The organism is Caballeronia sp. ATUFL_F2_KS9A, assembly GCF_023630765.1.
GTDB classification, from domain to species: domain Bacteria; phylum Pseudomonadota; class Gammaproteobacteria; order Burkholderiales; family Burkholderiaceae; genus Caballeronia; species Caballeronia zhejiangensis.
Genome location: NZ_JALQEK010000031.1, coordinates 178186 through 193361, shown reverse-complemented (window position 1 = coordinate 193361; position 15176 = coordinate 178186). Strand labels below are relative to the sequence as shown.

Sequence of the window (15176 nt, the reverse complement as noted above, 5' to 3'; positions counted from 1 at the left end):
CTCATTGAATGGCGCGGACTCAGCAGCACGACGAAGACTTGACCGGAACACCGACGGGTTTGCTTGACGACGGAGCGCAGCACGCTACAACTTCAGAAGCAGGTGCACTGTTCTGCGCACGACGCGACTCGCCGAATACCGGGATGCCATTCAGCGTGTGATACGACTCCCATGCGATGCCTTGACGATCGACGGTCCAGTACTTGTTCGACTTTGCATAGCAGCAGGCCGTATCCATCTGGGTGTCGACCGGCAAAGCCGCGCCTTCGAGTCGCTCGTGCATCTCGGCCAATTCCGCTTCGTTCTCGACCTGCACGCCCAGATGGTCCAGGCCCGGCGTGGCGCCACGTTGCGAGATCGCGAAGTTGACGCGCGGGTCGTCGAGCATCCACTTCGCGTAGTCGCTCTTGACGACGGTCGGCGCGGCTGCAAACAACGACGAGTAGAAGTGGATGCTCGCGGTGAGATCCGTGACGGCGACGTGAATGTGAAAGCGCTTCATGACTGCTTCTCCCGGGAGGGAGAACACGCTGAAGCCGGCGAACAGGGGTTGCCGCCACAGCAGTTCTCGGTGAGATAGGCCAGCAGGCCGTTCATCGTTTCGAAGTTCGCGCAGTAGTAGACAAACCGGCCTTCCTGCCGACTGGTGACGAGCTGCGCATGAGACAGCTCCTTCAGGTGGAAGGAAAGGGACGACGGCGCGACACCCAGCAGCGTCGCGATCTGGCCTGCGGGCATGCCTTCGGGGCCTGCCTGCACCAGGGCGCGAAAGACTGCGAGCCGCGACTCATGCGCGAGTGCCGCCAGAGCGGCAATGGTCTGGTTGGTTTCCATGATTCGATAATAGTCGAAATATGGAACAAATGCCAGAAAGTGCTTGCTTGACCGACCCTTGATAGGAAAGTAATGCTGCAATCAGTGACGAGGCTGAGACAGAGATGCCCGTCGCACAACGCCAAACGTTGATTGGCTATGAGACGCCCATTGCACGACGAAGTGTTTGCCGCATTTGCGCGAGCTTGCGAGGAGGAAGAGTTTGAACTTGTCGAGCATCTGCTTCGCGCCATCGAGGTGATCGCACGGCAGCAGGACGACTACGAGCAACTTGACGCTGCCTATGCGCTCCTGGCACAGACCGTAGACCGACCGCGAAGCGGTGCTAGCAAAGGCAAGCGGTAGATGTTGAATGGCCGCTCGTTAGGTGAAAACGGTCGCAGGCCTTGCGTGCTCATTCGGTAGTTGAGGGTCGACTGCGACAATCCGGGGGGCGCGCCGGGTGCTCAGCGTTCCCGTCTCCATTTTCGGGAACCGGCCATCAGCGGCCTTTCGAGCACGTGTGTATGTTCCTTTTTGAAGGGCCGCTGAGCGTACGCAATCGGTCGTTCGACCGTGGGGCCCGACCGCGTTGAAATTTAATGCAATGGACGACCCTTGTTTCGTTTATTGCGCTCCCAATATCGCTATTAGTTTGAGCAAGTCTGTTCCCGCGAAGGGCTTGACCAGAAAGTGCACACCGCCCGCGTTCGCTACCGCCAAGCGCGTCATCTCATTGTCGTGCGATGTGATGAAGACGGCTGGAGGACGCGGTTCGCCGAGTTGTGCGTAGAGAGTCGGCCCTGACGCGCCGGGAAGCTGGACGTCCAGCACAAGGCACAAAGCGCGCTCTATACCGCTTGCGGCGTTGAGTGCCTCGGCGCTCTCGTATGCAAGCGTGTTGTATCCCGCCAGTGTTAGCAGGCGTTGTAACGCACGCCGCATGCCATCGTCGTCTTCGACAATGACGATCGTCTGTTTGATATCGCTCATGGCCGGCCACGGGGAGATACCTCAAGTGTGGTACCGAGCGAGTTGCTTGACTATCGGGATGAGGGGCAACGTCGTTGCCCTTGGGGGCAAGCGAGGTTCACCGTGCATCCGCCGCGCGGGTAATCGGTCCGGCGCGTCGAATGAGGTCTGCAAGTGAGTGTGCGTCAAACTTGCGCATGAGCTCGGCTCGACACGATTTGATTGTTCGTTCGCTTAGATCCAGTTCCGCGGCAATCTGCTTATTCAACTTTCCGGCGATGACGCCGCGTAACACGACTTGCTCGCGCTCGCTCAGCGCAGCATCACGAGACGACGGTGACTCATGCTCCACCGCGGTGCCCTCGGCTGCGGCGAGCGCACTTTCGATAGCCGCGAGCAGCGCTTGCGAGTCGATGGGTTTCAGTAGAAAGTCGCTGGCACCGGCTTTTATGGCAAGAACCGTTTTCGGAATGTCTTGATAGGCGCTGATGAAAACGATCGGAATCGCGTGCTCCCTGCGTTGCAGCGCGTGCTGCAGTTCGAGGCCGCTGGGACCAGGAAGTTCCAAGTCCAAGAGTAGGCAGCCCGAAAGTGAATTGGGTTCTGCAACGAGGAAATCGCCGGCGCTCGCATAGGCTCGCACCGAATAGCCCACGTTCGTCAAGAGCCGTGACAGGGCGGTACGCATGGATTCGTCGTCATCCACGATGTGGACGACCGCTTCTGCATGATCGATCAACTCTCGTGTCCTCGCTTTGGCGCCGTTTTCGTAGCATGTCAGATCACGATCGGTATCACCGATTCGGCACACGGCGTGTAGTTGCGTCATTTCACACTCACACAGATATCACAAGTTTGGGCGAAGCTGTGCGCCCCGTGGATATCGCTACGGGCTGGGAATTGAAGCCGCCGTCGCTATCAAGTTTTGCGGTTTCACCCGGATGAGGCCGTTCCGCGGACTATCAATGTCCGCGATGAGTGTGAACGAAATCGAAACGATCAACGGCATGATCATGAGGAAGCGTCTCCCCGGCCTTGAACTTCGCGTGCCGTATCCGATCAGGACGTTGCAGAAGACACCGATGATAACCATGAGCGCCCATGCCGAGGCTGGGATATGGTTCCACCAGGCGGCTTGTGTGTAACCCTGCGTATTGATGACGTCGTTCATTCCGGCGACCGCGAGTGCGGTGAGCGGACTTGGTTGCGCGGCCGCGCCGGAGCGCGCGGCCGTCCAAAGGTTCGATTGCAACTGAGCCGTCCTCGTGTTGATTTGGTGCAGTTCATCGCCATCAACGGTCTGATAAAACTTGATTCGCTGATCGAGGTACCGTCCCAGAAGCGTACGGATCTCCGAACCCTGGGCTGCCGGGAGGAGTTCTGCACGCAGTAACTCCGTCCCGATCGCATTCGCTTCCTCTTCTTCGAGGTTTTTGCGCTGATCGTAGCGTCCCACCGCCATCGAAAGGCTGAAACCGATGACCAAAGCGAGAAGGGTTAGAGCCGCCGATTGCACAACTCCGAAGTCCTCACGCATGTCGTCTGCCATTGGTCGCGCTCGGCGTAATACCGAGCCGAGGTAGGCAGCTACGGACATTAGGAATAAAGCGAGCACTAGGAAGGTAATTGGATGGCTAACCAGCTTTGGCACGTTTGCCTCCTTCCGGGATCTGTGGCAGTTAGCGCTCAGAGAAGCGCCTTCACAATCTTTCCCATCACGGCGGGAAGGGGTAGCTGCATGGCGGCTATGAAGAGCATAGGTGCCGCGGCAGGCACCATAATCGCCAGCACCCCGAGCTTGGTGAATGGAAAGGGCTTGATGCGACGGACTGCCTCATAGATGCTTTGCACGTCGGCGACGGGGCCGAGTTCCGGCGCGTCGAGGATCTCTGGCGACCCAATATCCTCGCCGGTGATCCAGCGCCGGTGTACAAGCCGACCATGCCGTCCGACCAAGGACCCATACTCGAGCATCGCCCGACGTTTAAGCCGCGTGAGCGTGAGAACAAGCGGCGCGAAAGGAAGCAAAAGGACGAGCGAGACCAGGGCGGCGGCGCCAAACAACAAGCCCTTCATTGTCATCGGATCGATGCCATGGTAGACAACGTCGTGGGCGAACGCCGCGGCGACGACCGCAGAGACTGCGAAGGCGACAGGACTAAACACGAAGGCAAGTCGTTCAATGAAGCCCAGTCCTCCGGCCCGATCGGGATGGGTCGGGACGAGCGAGAGTGGAAGTCTCGCCAGATTCAGCATCAAGATGAAGACGATGCTGGCCCGCCAGATCCACGCCAACACAAGAGCGGTGAAGATCGGGCGGACAACCAGGATGAACCACCAACCCGCGAACGGTATTCGGTCTGACGTACTGATCCAGCCAACGTCCTCGTCGGGCGAGAGGAGAACGCCGACACTCGCCCAAGCCACCGCACAACCCAGAATCAGAATCCACGGTAGTACCCGGCGCTTAAGGCGAACGACGCGAGCAATAGCCGCGTCGAATCTTGGCACGTCGGCGGATGAGATGAGGCCCGTCTCGAGGAAATATCGTAGGAACGGCCCAAACGAACGTTGAGCCGTGTGTTCGGCGATGATGAGCAGAGGGACTGCAACAAGGCAGCGGACGTGAATGCCGAAATGTGAACCGAACGAGTCCTCGCCCTGAGCTAGCGACGCTCGACCGGTCGCAAACGCCCATAGAGCGATGGGAAGCCAGCAAATCGCCGCCAGGAAAAGCGCGCGCCGAGCGACGCCTAAACCTTCAGAGGGTATCAGACCGATTCGTCGCTGTAAGCGAAATGCTGCATCGTCGCGGACGATCGAGAATTCCAACGCAGATTGCTCGAAGCCGGCGTTCGGGGCGCCACCTGGCTTTTCGTCTGATGCCCGCATCTTTGACTCTCGATGAACGGTTTGTCGTGGAAAGATGGCATCGGACGGCCAATCGCGCTATTGGGAGAACGGGCAAAGCGATTGCCCGCAGGGGCAATTCAATTTTCGACGGGAAAGCCATTGCCCCAAGGGGCAACGCCAGTTGCCCCATATCCCTATGGCGCGCACCGGCGTTGGCGTGAATGATTCTTAACGTCGTTCATTCCAACAGGGGTAGAACATGTCCAGGAAACTCAGCTGGCTGGCCGCGATTTCCATCATGGCTTTCGACGCTGCCGTCAGCGTGACGAGCGCCGCGCCCAATCCGGCGACCGACGCTACACGCAAGGCCAACCAGGCGGTCGCAGACTATCTGCCATTCTCGAACACGCAGGATTTCGAGGACGTGCGTCGCGGCTTTATCGCCGATCTGCCGAGTGCAGTGATCAAAGGCACCGCCGGCAACACCGTCATCGATCTCTCTCAGTACGATTTCCTGCATCAGAACGGTCCTGCTCCGGCCACAGTGAATCCGAGCCTATGGCGGCAATCGGAACTGCTGAGCACGCGAGGACTCTTCAAAGTGGTCGATGGAATCTATCAAGTGCGTAACATCGACCTCGCAAACATGACCTTCATTCGCGGAAAGACGGGCTGGATCGTCATCGATCCGCTGACGTCCACTGAGACCGCAAAGGCTGCGCTCGATTTGGTGAACGACAAAGTCGAGCGCTTACCCGTGACCGGTGTGATCTTCACGCACTCGCACGTCGATCACTTCGCAGGCATTCGAGCGGTAGTGGACGAAGCGGACGTTCGCTCGGGCAAAATCCCGGTTGTCGCGCCCGAAGGTTTCATGGAGGAAGCCGTCAGTGAGAACGTCTTCGCCGGCAATGTAATGAGTCGGCGCGCGTCGTACATGTACGGCAATCTGCTGCCGAAGAATCCGGAAGGCACAGTCGGCGGCGGTCTCGGCCTCACGACCGCAGCGGGCACCATCACGCTGTTCCCGCCGAACAAGATCATCGACAAGACCGGCGAAAAGATGACCATCGACGGTATCGACATCGTCTTCCAGATGGCACCGGGCACTGAAGCGCCCGCCGAGATGCTCTTCTACTTCCCTCAGTTCAAGGCAATCGACCTAGCAGAGGACGCCAATCACACGCTGCACAACCTCCTCACGCTGCGCGGTGCGAAAGTGCGCAGCGCGCAGAAATGGACGAGCACGCTCGACGAAACCATCGACATGTGGGGCAGCGACGCCGTAGTGTCATTCGGCAGTCACCATTGGCCGCAGTGGGGCAATCAGCGCGTCGTCGAACATTTGGAGAAGCAGCGCGACCTGTACAAGTACATCAACGATCAGGTGTTGCGCATGGCCAACCAGGGTTTGACGATGAACGAGATCGCCGAACAGTTCAGGCTTCCCGACAGCCTCGCCAAGGAGTTCTATAATCGTGGCTATTATGGAGACCTGAAGCACAACGTTCGTGCGACATACCAACTTTATCTCGGTTTCTGGGACGGCAACCCGGCAAACTTCAACCCGTATCCGCCGGCGGAAGAAGCTAAGAAGTACGTCGCGATGGTTGGCGCGGCCAAGATGATCGACACCGCAAAGGCTGCGTACAAACAAGGCGATTATCGCTGGGCTGCCACAGTTGCGAACAAGGTTGTCTTTGCTGATCCGCAGAATCGTGAGGCGCGCAGTGTCGAAGCGGACGCGCTGGAGCAACTGGGCTATCAGGCCGAATCGGGCCCGGCGCGCAACTTCTATTTGTCGGGCGCGCAAGAGTTGCGCGGCGGTGTACAGAAGGCGGCGACACCCAACACGAGTTCGCCCGACATCATCCGCGGCATGACAACGGATATGTTCCTCGACTTCCTGGCTATCCACTTAAACGGACCGAGAGCGGGAGACAAGTCGTATGTCTACAACCTGAGTTTCCCGGATACGAAAGAGCAGTACGTGTTGACGGTGAAGAACGGGGTGATGAACTATCGGAAGAACAAGCAACTCGACAAGGCGGATGGCACCGTCACGTTGAATCGCGCGACGCTTGACGACATCGCTCTCGGGAAGATCAAGCTCGGCAATCTCGCCGAAAGCGGTCAGGTCAAGATTGATGGCGACTCGGCGAAATTCAAAGACATGCTCGGAAACTTCGACAAGTTCGATTTCTGGTTCACAATCGCCGAACCTTGATATGAGTTGCCGGCCCACGATATCGCTTGGTCACGTTTCACGCGCCGCGTTGCGAATGTGCAGATGCCGCGCGTGGAGACGACTTCGCCCTGCAGACGGCAGCCATACGACAAATGCGCTTCCGCCGCCTTCTCTGGATCGGGACGTGATGGTGCCACCATGGCACTCTACGATCGTCCGGACAATCGAGAGCCCAAGACCCATACCGTCGACTTTAGTGGTGAAAAAGGATTCAAAAAGCTTCGATCGCGTTGCTTCTGGGATGCCGTGACCGCGATCGGCAACGGTCAGCTCGACGCCGTGCGCGCTGGGCCGCGTCGTTATCGTGAGAAGGCGCTCTGAAGGCTCCGTCTCATGCATTGCGTCCATCGCGTTGACTGAAAGGTTGAGAAGGACCTGCTGAAGCTGAATCGGATCTCCGACGACGTCGGCACAAGTCGCACGGAGGTCCGACTCGATGGCGATACGGCGACGTCGAGCTTCGGGCGCCACCAACGTCAGTGTTTCGTCGATAGTGGTATTTAAGTTCAGTTCGACGAACTCGACGGGGTGCTTTCGCAGCAAATCGCGCAGGCGTTGAACCACCTGACTTGCGCGTACCGCATCACGGCGCACATCGGCAAGAATCTGCTGAAGTTCTGCCACTTCGGGCTCGCGATGCTCCAAGATCATCCCCGCAGCGTCGGCGTTGCTCAGAATGGCACCTAGCGGTTGCCCAACTTCGTGGGCGATTGAAGCGCTCAACTCACCGGCAGACGAGATGCGTGTAGCTCTGGCGAGCTCGTTGGCACGTATTGTTGCGGCTTCCTCGGCAAGTCTTCGCTTGCGATGCTGCCAGAGCAAGGCGGCAATTGTTAAAGCTTGCAGCGCTACCACAGCAGCCCCGAAGAGAACAGTGCCTCGATATTGATTCCAAAGGGATAGAGGCACATTGAGCTGTTCACAGTCGTCCGGAATCAGAGCAGAGTGAACCGCCAATTTATCGGCCTGGCCTCTGTCGACGACGCATCGAGATCGCTCCGTCGGCAAAGTCGCACCGAGGGGCGATACCTTGCCAAGCAAGATGGATGCGGCGAGCTCGCCGGCGCGGCGTCCGTTGTCCTCGTAGCTGATGACAGCACCGCCTATCAGACCGTGATTTAGGTAAGTCGGATACCACCCGTAAATGGGAGCACGCGACGCATGCGCGATAGGAGCGACAACTTCAAACGGGAAATAGGTTCGATTTTCACGGTCACGGTACATCGTCGTATAGATAACTGCAGCGGCGGACGGGTCAAGTGCGCTAAGCCGGGTTTTTAGTTCCTCGAGCGTTAGTCCGCTCCATATGCTCACCTCCCATTTGCGGGATCGTCGGGAGCGAGCCGCCTGTTCAGCCAGCCGCGAGGTGAAGTCATCGAAATTGCTGTTGCCTGCCACGATCACTAGTTGCGTCGCTTGCGGCTGGAGCGCTTCTGCAAGCGCAATCGTCTTGTCCGCGTCGAAATGCCAGGGGATATACGCGAAATCTGAAGGTATGCGTGCGACACGGCTTTCGTCGATGCTTGTGATCAGGATGGGTGTCTTGGGCCAGATGTCACTGTGATATCGCGTGGTGAAATCGAGCGCGAAGTCGGCGATGCCAATCACCAGATCGATTCGTTTGTTCTCGTACTTCTTTCTAAGAAGCGCGAGAAACTGTGGAGTCAAGTCGTTACGCTCGAATCGCAATTCGTCAAGAGAGTCTGTGTAAAACTCAACGCCGTCTGGCGCGGCCGCCGTTAGGGCGCTACGCAGTGCTCGGATTTGGATCGCGACCGCTGGCTGTGTAGGATCTGCGCCTGGAAGAATGACGACTCGCCAACGCTCGCCGGCATGGACGGCCGTGGAGAACATGCCAAGAAGCAATATCAGACAATATAAGCTCCAACGTCGCTGCAACTGTGCGGGGTAAGGCGATGCAACGCGCGTTGCCACAGTTCCCTCAGGCATATCAACTCCGAAAGTTGGCGAGCCGATCTGGTCGTACGCACAATCGGAGCGGCCTGCGGTTGTTCACCTCCGATGATCGCGCGACGCCCAATATAGCAAATTGCTTACATTGACCTTGGCTCCTTTCGTTGCTTCGTGGTCATGTCGACATTCGGCGCTGCGCGCGTGGGTCTTGCCTTTAAAGGGCCGCTTTACGTTGCCTACCGGCCATCTGCTGTTGGTGTGCTGGATGGCCGAGAAGGGTCGTAAGTGTGAAATTCGCTGATCCGGTCAGTTGCGGCCTTGCCGCCGACGCCGGGAACGTGCGTCATGGTATGCTTGCCGCTTGTCACGCAAGACGTTACAGCTGCCATGGCTTCCGCGCCCCTCCCCCGCATCACTTCCTATCAGGACAAGGCACGCCATCCCGGTGATCTTGTCAAATTCTTCGTCCTGCCCCATTTGGGCCTGTCCGTGAGCCAAGCGGCTCGAGATTTGGGCGTGGCTCGTCAAACGCTTCACCGAATCTTCGACGGCAGCGCGAGCATTACACCCGAGATGGCATTGCGGCTCGAAGCCTTTTGCGGCGTGCCGGCGATGTACTGGCTGCAACTGCAATCCGCGCATGATGTCTGCGACGCTCGTGCTGCGCTGAAGCAGGCGTTGCCCCAAATCCCAAAACACAAGCTTTCCCGCGTTGCAATGAAGCAGCTTGGAGCAACAGATGAACGATAGCACCGTAATGCCCCAATACGCGCAAACGGGCGTCCCGGGACTCGACGACATTCTCGTTGGCGGGTTGAGCAGGGGCAACTTGTTTTTGCTCGAGGGAAGTCCTGGCACGGGCAAGACAACCATTGCGCTCAGTTTTCTGCAGGCGGGCGCGGAGTTGGGCGAGCAATGTCTGTACATCACGCTGTCGGAGACGACAACCGAGCTGCGCCATGGTGCGTTGTCACATGGATGGCGGCTCGCTCCGGAGATCAACATCTTTGAAGTGAGCCCGTCAGAGAGTCTCCTCGACGCGGATCAGCAGCAGACGCTGCTCTATTCCTCCGACCTCGAGTTAGGTGAGACGACGCGGCTGATTCTCGGCGAGTTCGAGCGCGTCAGACCGAAGCGAGTGGTCATCGATAGCCTCTCTGAGATTCGCTTGCTCGCGCAAAGCTCTCTGCGCTACCGGCGGCAAATCCTCGCCTTCAAGCACTACTTCGCGGGGCGCGACGCTACCGTGCTGATGCTGGACGATCTCACATCAGAGGCGGCGGACAAGACGGTCCATAGCGTGGCGCATGGTGTGATCAAGCTAGAGGAACTGTCGCCGCAATATGGCGCGGAACGGCGGCGTCTCAAGGTGCTTAAATACCGCGGTCAGCAGTTTCGCGGCGGCTATCACGACTTCGCCATCAGGCGCGGCGGTGTTTCGGTATTTCCGCGACTTGTTTCCGGCGAACACCGCACCAGTTTTGCGCGGACGCAGATGACCAGCGACGTCGCCGAACTCGACGCGCTGCTCGGCGGAGGTGTCGAACAAGGATCGAGCACGCTCATTCTTGGTCCTTCGGGGGCGGGCAAGAGCCTCTTCGCCATCCAGTTCGTCGCGGCGGCGGTGAGGCGGGGAGAGAAGGCGGCGCTATTCGTATTCGATGAAGAACTCGGACTGTTGTTCGACCGCGTGCGCCCCATGGGCATCGATCTCGAAGCGATGAGAGACGCCGGCAGCCTGCACATCGAACAAGTGGATGCGGCAGAGTTGTCGCCGGGGGAGTTCGCTCATCGCGTGCGAACGAGCGTCGACGATGCGCGCGCCAAGACGGTTGTTGTCGATAGTTTGAACGGCTATCAGGCGGCCATGCCGGAAGAAAACGCGCTCGTGCTGCACGTGCACGAGTTATTGCAGTATCTGAATCGCCAGGGCGCGAATACCTTTTTGACTGTCGCACAGCATGGCCTCGTCGGTGATATGAAAGCACCGGTCGATGTGACCTATCTTGCCGACACGGTGATCCTGCTTCGCTACTTTGAAGCGCTCGGCCACGTCCGACGCGCCGTGTCGGTGATCAAGAAACGCACCGGTGCGCATGAGGAGTCGATCCGGGAGTTCCGAATCAGCTCGGAAGGCCTGACACTTGGCGAACCGCTAGAAGATTTTCAAGGCGTGCTACGTGGGGTACCGACGTTGGTCGGAAAGTTGGCGCCTCTGCTGGCACAAAAGTCGGCTAGCAAGGGCTAAGGATTGCATGGCCGATACTAATGCATGTCCAGTCCTGCTCCTGACGCCCTCGGGGCGCGACTGCGTTGTTGCCCAGGCGCTCCTCGAAGCGGCCGGGATCGCTACGGAACCCTTCAGGGACATATTGCAACTGGGTGCGAAGCTGAGGGACGACGTCGGCTGCGTTGTCATCGCCGACGAAGCTATAAACGGGGCAGACCTCACCGCGCTCGGCCGATGGGTGTCGTCGCAGCCACCGTGGTCAGACCTTCCATTTGTTGTGCTGACACAGCGCAGCGGCCGGGATCGTCGGCCGCTGGCCGAACGGCTGACCCGGGCGCTGGGGAACGTCACATTCATCGAGCGTCCGTTTCACCCGACAACGTTCGTGAGCGTGATTGAAACGGCGGTGCGCGGTCGGAACCGCCAGTTCGAGGCACGGGCTCGAATTCGGGAGCTGCATGAAGGGGAAGCGCATTTGCGCATCGCGCTCACCGCCGGCCAACTCGGTTCGTGGACCGTCGACCTCGCTAGCTACGCGCTGACGGCATCCGCCACTTGCAAGGCGATATTCGGCCGCCTCGAAAGCGATCTCTTCACCTACGAAGAACTGCTTGCGAGTGTTCATCCCGAGGACAGAGCGAGGGTAGAGGAAGCGGTCGCACTCAGCAGCGAAACCGGCTGTGACTTTGCGGCCGAGTATCGGAGCGTCTGGCAGGACGGAAGCGTGCACTGGGTCGATATGAGCGCGCGCGTCGTGCGCGACGACCGGTTCGCGCGGCTCGTCGGCGTGTGCTCCGACGTCACGCTGCGCAAGACGTCGGAAGACCAGCTGCGCCGCGTGAATGAATCGCTCGAAGTCAAGGTTTTGGAACGCACGGCACAGTTGGAAGACGCCCACAGAACGGTGCTGGAGGAAATCCGGCAGCGCGAGCACACAGAGAAGTTGTTACGACACGTCCAGAAGCTGGAAATGATCGGCCAGTTGACAGGCGGCATCGCCCACGACTTCAATAATCTGTTGATGGCGATCATGGCGAACCTCGAGCTCGTGCGAAAAGAACTGCCTTCGGCGGAGCGGTCGGGTCGTTTGGTCGATGGCGCACTAAAAGGCGCCCAACGGGGTGCAGCGCTCACTCAACGGCTGTTAGCGTTCGCACGACAGCAGGTTCTCAAGGTTGAGCCTGTGCAGATGCCCGCCCTGGTTAACGGCATGGCGGACCTGCTGGAAAGGTCAATCGGTTCGACAATCGAGTTGGTGATCGATACGCCAGACGAGGTCCCGTTCACCCGTGTCGACACGAATCAGGTCGAACTCGCGATACTGAATCTGGTGGTCAATGCCCGCGATGCGATGCCCGATGGCGGCGCAATCCACATCGGCGTTGATACCGCGCATTCTGCGGGCGATAGCGACCTGAATGCCGGCGACTATGTTCGGGTGACAGTGAGGGACACGGGCACTGGTATGGACGCCGCGACGCTCGCAAAAGCCACAGAACCGTTTTTCACGACGAAAGACGTCGGGAAGGGGACGGGGCTCGGCCTTTCGATGATTCACGGTCTGGCGCGGCAGCTACAGGGGGCGCTTCGCCTAGACAGCACGTTGGGAGAAGGTACTTGCGCAACGCTTTGGCTTCCGGTCACTGATCGTCCGGCTGAGGAAGAGCGAATCGCTGAAGAACCGAAGGACGACGGTTCGGCCGATGCACGGAATGTGCGGGCGACGGTGCTCGTCGTCGATGATGACCCGCTCATTTTGTCCAGCACATCGTATCTCCTGCAGGACCTCGGACAGGATGTGATCGAGGCGGCCTCGGGCGATGCTGCGCTTGAAGTTCTTCGCACCGGCCAGAAAGTCGACGTTCTGCTCACTGACTTCTCGATGCCTAAGATGACGGGTGTTGAATTAGCCACTGCGGCGCGAGCACTCAGGCCCGTCCTCCCGGTCATACTCGCCACCGGCTACGCGGAGTTGCCCGAGGGTGCCGGAGCGGACCTTCCAAGGCTCCGAAAGCCGTATCAGCAAAGCCAGCTTCTGCAAGAAATAGGAAATGCGGTTAATAACCCAGTATTGCGCCAACGCGCGGGGTAATAAGGAACGGGTGCGCTGGAAACGGGCGGATCGCGCACCGCAGAGCCAGCGATGCTTGCTAAAAAGATCAAATCCGGCCGTCTGAAGGACCGAAGTGTTCCGTTACCTGCCTGTTGACCGCGCAGGTAGCGACCGTCTGCAACGGGTCGGCAAGGGATGCTCGAAGATCCATGCGATCAGCGGCGACCAGCGCGTCCGACGAACTGCCAGGGGCGGCCAATTGCCGACTTTCGCCAAGACCATCGCGCGGTCATTCGAGCGGCTCCCTCACGCGCGTAAACGGACGTTCTCTTCGCATGTCAGAGAAGGTTTGCGCTTAGGACGTTCCCGGGAGAGGACTGGACACAAGAACTGCAGCGACGCCAACCACGGCAGCGAGCACGACCGACTCGAGTCGCAAAACAGCCCTGAAACGTTTCAGCGGTCCTGCAGCGGCATTCGCACCTGCTTCGTCAAACGACGCGAGCAGTCGTGGCATCTCGATGAACCGATTATGTGCGCCAAGCGCGGCGGCAGTAAGCACTAGGGCGAATTTAAGCAATAGTACTTGCCCGTACGTCGACGTCACTAAGCTCTCAGACGCGTTCGCCCCGCGCCATCCGTTGTAAGCGCCGGTGACGAACAGGACGACCAGCGCGAGCGTGGCGGCGTCAGACAGCGACCGGACGAACGCCGAACTGTTCGCACGCTCGGGAACTGGAGCACTGAACATACGTGGCAGAACGACAAAGGTTGTCACGAGGACGAGCCCGACCCAGACGCTGATGGCAAGCAAGTGGAACCAGTCGACCCACACCGGCACGCTCAGTACTCCGGCATCGACGGGATGGCCCGCATGACTACGTGACAAAGCGACACCTGCGAGCGCGAGCCAAAGGACGCGCTTAAAGCGTATCGGATTTCCCGACTGCGCAAGCGACAGAATCATCACGACAAGCGTAAAGCCTGCGCCTGCAAGCCATGCGCGACCAAAGCCGGTTTCCACGAGCATCGAGCGGACAGCGGGACCCGCTTCCGCCAGTGTTGAATCGCTCATCAGCGCGCAATGAATCAAGAATGCGCTAGCGCTGCAGAAAAGCACAGCAAATGACGCGATGCGCAAGGTGAGGAGCAGGTGCCAACTGAGCCGGGTCTGCCATCGCGACGTGCGGCGAGACAGCCACGTATCACTCAGCAACGCGCCTAGGACAATCGCGAAGCTGATGTTTTGAAGCGCAACAAACGCCAGCCGCAAAACCCCGAGGAAACCGTCGTTCATCACTTCACCGCAAACGTGTAAGTGCCCTTTGTCTTGTGGGCATCATGCGTCATAACGGCCCACTGCACGGTGTAAGGGCCAGAAGCCAGCTTCGGAACCGCAATCGTCAGCACGCGCGGATTCGATGGGTCGACCTTGGCGTTCTCCTTGGTCGCAGGCGACCCCGATGCATCGACGACTTTTATTGTGCTGAACGTGGACTCGAGGTCCTCGTTGAACGTCAGGCGAAGCGACTCTGGCGAGCCATCGATTGTGCTGCCGGCCGTCGGCGTCGCGCTTTCAAGCTTGCCGTGGGCAAATGCGAGTGCGGGCGATAGCACAAGAGCAGTGATTGTCGCTGCTCGAATAAAAAGCTTGTACGTCTGGGTATTCACGATTGTTATCTCCCGAGATTGATTCGGGCGCTTAACAGCTGCGTCGTCGGCGCCCCATTCAGGTTCACTGCTTCTTCAGCTTCGTCACAGTGAGTGCGCCGCTGACTTCTTCTACGACGAAATCAATCTTGTCGCCCACCTTCACTTGCGACAACATGGCCGGGTCACTTACCTTGAACACCATCGTCATCGCTTCCATGTCGAGATTTTCGAGCGGCCCGTGCTTGATGGTCAGCTTGCCGGCGGCGGTGTCCACCTTCTTCACTTCGCCATGCGACATGCCGTTCTTTGCGTCCGCGCTGGCTTGCGCGCCGCTTGCCGTATTCGTGCCGGCCGTGTCGCCGGCCGCATAGGCGGTCCCGGAAATTGCCACGGCACAGCCCATCACAATCGAAACAATTGCGTTCTTCATCACGCTCTCT

The 15176-nt window shown here is 59.0% G+C and carries 15 protein-coding genes; 5 read left to right on the top strand and 10 right to left on the bottom strand.

What is annotated here, in order from left to right; genetic code table 11:
* Window positions 1-19: 19 nt before the first annotated feature.
* Both NCS67_RS19745 and NCS67_RS19740 read right to left on the bottom strand, forming a co-directional pair.
* Window positions 20-502 carry an ArsI/CadI family heavy metal resistance metalloenzyme gene (locus NCS67_RS19745; protein ID WP_250436227.1) on the bottom strand — a complete coding sequence of 161 codons (483 nt, stop codon included), beginning with the start codon at window positions 500-502 and terminating at the stop codon, window positions 20-22.
* Window positions 499-834 carry an ArsR/SmtB family transcription factor gene (locus NCS67_RS19740; RefSeq protein ID WP_250436226.1) on the bottom strand — a complete coding sequence of 112 codons (336 nt, stop codon included), beginning with the start codon at window positions 832-834 and terminating at the stop codon, window positions 499-501. The genes NCS67_RS19745 and NCS67_RS19740 overlap by 4 nt, the downstream gene beginning before the upstream one ends.
* A gap of 150 nt (window positions 835-984) precedes the next feature.
* Here NCS67_RS19740 and NCS67_RS19735 point away from each other — a divergent pair, with 150 nt between their 5' ends.
* Window positions 985-1179 (top strand): hypothetical protein, encoded by a 195-nt coding sequence (locus NCS67_RS19735; protein ID WP_250436225.1) that lies wholly within the window; start codon window positions 985-987, stop codon window positions 1177-1179.
* A 261-nt stretch (window positions 1180-1440) separates the two neighbouring features.
* Here NCS67_RS19735 and NCS67_RS19730 read toward each other — a convergent pair whose 3' ends face one another.
* From NCS67_RS19730 to NCS67_RS19715, 4 genes are all read right to left on the bottom strand, one after another.
* On the bottom strand, window positions 1441-1806 hold the full coding sequence (locus NCS67_RS19730; RefSeq protein ID WP_250436224.1) for a response regulator transcription factor: 366 nt from the start codon (window positions 1804-1806) through the stop codon (window positions 1441-1443).
* A gap of 97 nt (window positions 1807-1903) precedes the next feature.
* On the bottom strand, window positions 1904-2614 hold the full coding sequence (locus NCS67_RS19725; RefSeq protein WP_250436223.1) for a response regulator transcription factor: 711 nt from the start codon (window positions 2612-2614) through the stop codon (window positions 1904-1906).
* A 57-nt stretch (window positions 2615-2671) separates the two neighbouring features.
* Window positions 2672-3382: a bestrophin-like domain gene (locus NCS67_RS19720; protein WP_502801868.1), complete on the bottom strand. Its 711-nt coding sequence runs from the start codon at window positions 3380-3382 to the stop codon at window positions 2672-2674.
* 89 nt (window positions 3383-3471) lie between these two features.
* Window positions 3472-4677 (bottom strand): hypothetical protein, encoded by a 1206-nt coding sequence (locus tag NCS67_RS19715; RefSeq protein ID WP_250436221.1) that lies wholly within the window; start codon window positions 4675-4677, stop codon window positions 3472-3474.
* Between the two features lie 220 nt (window positions 4678-4897).
* Between NCS67_RS19715 and NCS67_RS19710 the strand changes: the two genes are divergently transcribed.
* A complete protein-coding gene (locus NCS67_RS19710; RefSeq protein WP_250436218.1) occupies window positions 4898-6865 on the top strand; it encodes an alkyl/aryl-sulfatase in 1968 nt (655 codons plus the stop codon).
* Between the two features lie 30 nt (window positions 6866-6895).
* Here NCS67_RS19710 and NCS67_RS19705 read toward each other — a convergent pair whose 3' ends face one another.
* Window positions 6896-8836 carry a sensor histidine kinase gene (locus NCS67_RS19705; RefSeq protein WP_250436216.1) on the bottom strand — a complete coding sequence of 647 codons (1941 nt, stop codon included), beginning with the start codon at window positions 8834-8836 and terminating at the stop codon, window positions 6896-6898.
* Between the two features lie 351 nt (window positions 8837-9187).
* Between NCS67_RS19705 and NCS67_RS19700 the strand changes: the two genes are divergently transcribed.
* Genes NCS67_RS19700 through NCS67_RS19690 form a run of 3 tightly spaced genes read left to right on the top strand, consistent with a single transcriptional unit; the run spans window position 9188 to window position 13122 of the window.
* The gene (locus NCS67_RS19700) at window positions 9188-9550 is read left to right on the top strand and encodes a HigA family addiction module antitoxin (protein WP_250436214.1); all 363 of its coding nucleotides are present in this window, start codon (window positions 9188-9190) and stop codon (window positions 9548-9550) included.
* Window positions 9540-11048: an ATPase domain-containing protein gene (locus NCS67_RS19695; RefSeq protein ID WP_250436211.1), complete on the top strand. Its 1509-nt coding sequence runs from the start codon at window positions 9540-9542 to the stop codon at window positions 11046-11048. Before NCS67_RS19700 ends, NCS67_RS19695 begins: the two co-directional genes overlap by 11 nt.
* A gap of 7 nt (window positions 11049-11055) precedes the next feature.
* Window positions 11056-13122, top strand: coding sequence for a hybrid sensor histidine kinase/response regulator (locus NCS67_RS19690; protein WP_250436210.1), 2067 nt, complete (start codon window positions 11056-11058; stop codon window positions 13120-13122).
* Window positions 13123-13438: 316 nt separating this feature from the next.
* On the opposite strand, the gene NCS67_RS19685 is transcribed toward NCS67_RS19690, so the two are convergent.
* From NCS67_RS19685 to NCS67_RS19675, 3 genes are all read right to left on the bottom strand, one after another.
* The gene (locus NCS67_RS19685; RefSeq protein WP_250436209.1) at window positions 13439-14380 is read right to left on the bottom strand and encodes a CopD family protein; all 942 of its coding nucleotides are present in this window, start codon (window positions 14378-14380) and stop codon (window positions 13439-13441) included.
* Window positions 14380-14754: a copper homeostasis periplasmic binding protein CopC gene (copC, locus tag NCS67_RS19680; RefSeq protein WP_250436208.1), complete on the bottom strand. Its 375-nt coding sequence runs from the start codon at window positions 14752-14754 to the stop codon at window positions 14380-14382. The genes NCS67_RS19685 and copC overlap by 1 nt, the downstream gene beginning before the upstream one ends.
* 64 nt (window positions 14755-14818) lie before the next feature.
* A complete protein-coding gene (locus NCS67_RS19675) occupies window positions 14819-15166 on the bottom strand; it encodes a copper-binding protein (protein ID WP_250436207.1) in 348 nt (115 codons plus the stop codon).
* Window positions 15167-15176 lie beyond the last annotated feature (10 nt).

Bases quoted from the DNA above. Each gene is read 5' to 3' on its own strand.
- NCS67_RS19675 (WP_250436207.1), bottom strand. From the start codon at position 15,166: ATGAAGAACGCAATTGTTTCGATTGTGATGGGCTGTGCCGTGGCAATT.
- NCS67_RS19695 (WP_250436211.1), top strand. From the start codon at position 9,540: ATGAACGATAGCACCGTAATGCCCCAATACGCGCAAACGGGCGTCCCG.
- NCS67_RS19745 (WP_250436227.1), bottom strand. From the start codon at position 502: ATGAAGCGCTTTCACATTCACGTCGCCGTCACGGATCTCACCGCGAGC.
- NCS67_RS19715 (WP_250436221.1), bottom strand. From the start codon at position 4,677: ATGCGGGCATCAGACGAAAAGCCAGGTGGCGCCCCGAACGCCGGCTTC.
- NCS67_RS19740 (WP_250436226.1), bottom strand. From the start codon at position 834: ATGGAAACCAACCAGACCATTGCCGCTCTGGCGGCACTCGCGCATGAG.
- NCS67_RS19710 (WP_250436218.1), top strand. From the start codon at position 4,898: ATGTCCAGGAAACTCAGCTGGCTGGCCGCGATTTCCATCATGGCTTTC.
- NCS67_RS19700 (WP_250436214.1), top strand. From the start codon at position 9,188: ATGGCTTCCGCGCCCCTCCCCCGCATCACTTCCTATCAGGACAAGGCA.
- NCS67_RS19730 (WP_250436224.1), bottom strand. From the start codon at position 1,806: ATGAGCGATATCAAACAGACGATCGTCATTGTCGAAGACGACGATGGC.
- NCS67_RS19705 (WP_250436216.1), bottom strand. From the start codon at position 8,836: ATGCCTGAGGGAACTGTGGCAACGCGCGTTGCATCGCCTTACCCCGCA.
- NCS67_RS19685 (WP_250436209.1), bottom strand. From the start codon at position 14,380: ATGAACGACGGTTTCCTCGGGGTTTTGCGGCTGGCGTTTGTTGCGCTT.
- NCS67_RS19725 (WP_250436223.1), bottom strand. From the start codon at position 2,614: ATGACGCAACTACACGCCGTGTGCCGAATCGGTGATACCGATCGTGAT.
- NCS67_RS19690 (WP_250436210.1), top strand. From the start codon at position 11,056: ATGGCCGATACTAATGCATGTCCAGTCCTGCTCCTGACGCCCTCGGGG.
- NCS67_RS19720 (WP_502801868.1), bottom strand. From the start codon at position 3,382: ATGTCCGTAGCTGCCTACCTCGGCTCGGTATTACGCCGAGCGCGACCA.